Origin of the sequence: Propioniciclava sp. MC1683 (assembly GCF_014164675.1) — a bacterium.
In the GTDB taxonomy this organism is placed as follows: domain Bacteria; phylum Actinomycetota; class Actinomycetes; order Propionibacteriales; family Propionibacteriaceae; genus Propioniciclava.
Map to the genome: position 1 here is coordinate 1 of NZ_JACJFX010000077.1, position 3,278 is coordinate 3,278.

2 protein-coding genes are annotated in these 3,278 nt (G+C 67.9%); one reads left to right on the forward strand and one right to left on the reverse strand.

The window, feature by feature from the left end:
* Nucleotides 1-123: 123 nt before the first annotated feature.
* A complete protein-coding gene (gene lpdA / locus H5397_RS17200; protein ID WP_182818954.1) occupies nucleotides 124-1,521 on the reverse strand; it encodes a dihydrolipoyl dehydrogenase in 1,398 nt (465 codons plus the stop codon).
* A gap of 79 nt (nucleotides 1,522-1,600) precedes the next feature.
* On the opposite strand from lpdA, the gene H5397_RS17205 reads away from it, so the two are divergent.
* Nucleotides 1,601-3,124 (forward strand): UDP-N-acetylglucosamine 1-carboxyvinyltransferase, encoded by a 1,524-nt coding sequence (locus H5397_RS17205; protein WP_182818955.1) that lies wholly within the window; start codon nucleotides 1,601-1,603, stop codon nucleotides 3,122-3,124.
* The last annotated feature ends 154 nt before the right edge of the window (nucleotides 3,125-3,278 follow it).

Sequence of the window (3,278 nt, forward strand, 5' to 3'; positions counted from 1 at the left end):
CGACGACCCCGCTGTCGCACTCAACTGCGCTGACTCACACTCGCGGCTCGACAGCCGCGGCGGCGTCCCACCCGCCACCCACGTCCAACCCGCCGTCAGATAGACGCCTTGTTCAGCAGGCTCCTAGAAGTTGATCATGTGGCCGACGGCGCCCTCGACGGCCTCCTTGAGGGCCTCCGAGAGGGTCGGGTGCGCGTGGATGGCGCGACCGACCTCGTGCGCGGTCAGGTCCCACATCTGGGCCAGGACCAGCTCGGGCAGCAGCTCGGTCACGTCGGGGCCGATCATGTGGGCGCCCACGATCTCGCCGTGCTCGGCGTCGGTGACGACCTTGACGAAGCCGGTGGCGTCGCCCAGGCCCCACGCCTTGCCGTTGGCCGAGAACGGGAACTTGCCGACCTTGACGTCGAAGCCCTTCTCCTTGGCCTGCTCCTCGGTGTAGCCGAACGAGGCGACCTGGGGCTGGCAGTAGGTGGCGCGCGGGATCATGTCGTAGTTGATCGGCATGGTCTCGGCACCCGCGAGGGTCTCGGCGGCGACGACGCCCTGCGCCTCGGCGGTGTGGGCCAGCATGAGCTTGCCGGTGCAGTCGCCGATGGCGTACAGGCCGGGCACGTTCGTGCGCATGTAGTCGTCGATCACGATGGCGCCGCGGTCGGTGGCCACGCCGGTGTTCTCCAGGCCGTAGCCCTCCAGACGCGGGGCGAAGCCCATGGCCTGCAGCATCTTGTCGGCCTCGAGCACGGTCGCCTCGCCGCCCTTGGCGGGCTCGACGGTGACGCGGACGCCGGAGCCGGTGTCCTCGACCGAGGTGACGGCGGTGCCGGTCAGGACCTTGATGCCGAGCTTCTTGTAGGCCTTGGCCAGCTCGGCCGAGACCTCCTTGTCCTCGTTCGGGACCATCCGGTCGAGGTACTCGACGATCGTGACGTCGACGCCGTAGGAGTTGAGCACGTAGGCGAACTCGGTGCCGATGGCGCCCGAGCCGCCGATGATGACCGACTTCGGCAGGTTGTCGGCGAGGATCTGCTCCTTGTAGGAGATGACGTTCTCGCTCCACTGGGTGCCGCGCAGCAGCTTGGTGGTGGCGCCGGCGGCGATGATGCAGTCGTCGAACGTGACGGTCTCGGTGGCGCCGTCGTTGGTGGCGACCTCGATCGTCTTGGCGTCCTTGAACGTGCCCCAGCCGTGGATCTCCTGGATCTTGTTCTTCTTCATCAGGTAGTGGATGCCGCCGATCATGCGCTCCGACACCTTGCGCGAGCGCGTGAAGGCGACCCCGTAGTCGACGGAGATGTCCCCGCTGATGCCAAAGGCCTTCGCCTCCTTGGTGACGATGTGCGCCAGCTCGGCGTTGCGCAGCAGGGACTTGGTCGGGATGCAGCCCACGTTCAGGCAGACACCGCCCCAGTACTCCTTCTCGATGATGGCAACCTTCTTGCCCAGCTGGGCGGCGCGGATGGCGGCGACGTAGCCGCCGGGGCCCGCTCCAAGGACAACGACGTCGAAGTGAGAGCTCATGCGGCCACTCTATTACCGACCGCGGCACCGCGGAGAACGGGTCCGTCCTCGTCCCGATTGAGGGCTAGACTCGATCAGCGTGACCCAGAACAACTCCGCGAGCATCGGTCGGCTGATCCGTGACGCGCGCATGCAGCGAGGCCTCTCCCCCGAGCAGGTGGCCGCGGCGCTCGACCTGGACCCGTCCGACCTGCGCGCGATCGAGACCGGCGCCCGCGAGCTCGACCTCGAGAACGTCACGCGGATCGCCACGACCCTGCAGGACCCGGCGCTCGCGCCGACGGTGCGCACGATGCACCTGCGGATCAAGGGTCCCACCAAGCTGGCCGGCGCCATCGACGTGCGCTCCTCCAAGAACGCCGCCGTCTCCCTGCTGTGCGCCTCGCTGCTCAACCGCGGCCGCACGGTGCTGGAGGGCGTGGCCCAGATCGAGGAGGTCAACCGGATCCTCGAGGTGCTGGAGTCCATCGGGGTCCAGGTGACCTGGTCGGACGACAAGTCCGAGCTGGAGCTCGTCCGCCCCGACGTGCTCGACCTGGCGGGCATGGACATCGAGGCCGCGCGCCGCACCCGCTCGGTGATCATGTTCCTCGGCCCCTTGCTGCACCTCCTGTCCGAGTTCCAGCTCCCCTACGCCGGGGGCTGCAACCTCGGCACGCGCACTGTCACCCCGCACCTGCAGGCCCTGCAGCCCTTCGGCCTGGACGTGCAGGCCACCGAGGGTTACTACCAGGCGCACGTGCGCGAGGGGGACGCCGGGGTGCGCCACATCACGCTCACCGAGCGCGGCGACACCGTCACCGAGAACGTGCTCATGGCCGCGGCGCTCCACCCCGGCCTGACCGTCATCCGCAACGCCTCGCCCAACTACATGGTCCAGGACCTGTGCTTCTTCCTGCAGGCCCTCGGCGTCACCATCGAGGGCATCGGCTCGACGACGCTGAACGTCACCGGCCTGGAGGAGATCGCCACGGACGTGCGCGTGGCGCCGTCGGAGGACCCGATCGAGGCCATGAGCCTGATCACGGCGGCCGTCGTCACGAAGTCCCAGATCACCGTCCGACGGGCCCCGATCGAATTCCTCGAGATCGAGCTGGCGATCCTGGCCGACATGGGCCTCACGTTCGACCTGTCCGAGGAGTACAGGGCCGTCAACGGCAAGACCCGTCTGGTCGACATCACGGTGTACCCCTCCGAGTTGCACGCGGCGGTCGACAAGATCCACCCCATGCCGTTCCCGGGGCTCAACATCGACAACCTGCCGTTCTTCGCGGTCATCGCCGCCGAGGCGGAGGGTCGCACGCTGATCCACGACTGGGTCTACGAGAACCGGGCCATCCACCTGCTCGAGCTCAACAAGTTGGGCGCCGACACGCAGCTGCTCGACCCGCACCGCCTGGTCGTGAACGGGCCGACGCGCTGGCGCAGCCAGGAGCTCATCTGCCCGCCGGCGCTGCGCCCCGCGGTGTGCCTGCTCCTGGCCTCGATGGCCGCCCGCGGCATCACCGTCCTGCGCGACGTCTACGTGATCAACCGCGGCTACGAGGACATCGCGAACCGGCTGAACAAGCTCGGCGCCGACATCCAGGTGTTCTTCGACTGATATGTAGGCCCTTTTGTCAAGGGGGCGTGACGAAGTGGCGTCCTCCTGGTTGGGGGACGCCACTTCGCTTTTGGCACGGTGCTTGGTGACGTTCGGCGTGGTCGTCGACGCGGATGGTCAGACTGACATGCGCGGGTTGGTTACCGCTTGACGG

What these genes read in the sequence shown, in the direction of transcription:
- lpdA (WP_182818954.1), bottom strand. Translation starts at nt 1,521, where the DNA reads ATGAGCTCTCACTTCGACGTCGTTGTCCTTGGAGCGGGCCCCGGCGGC.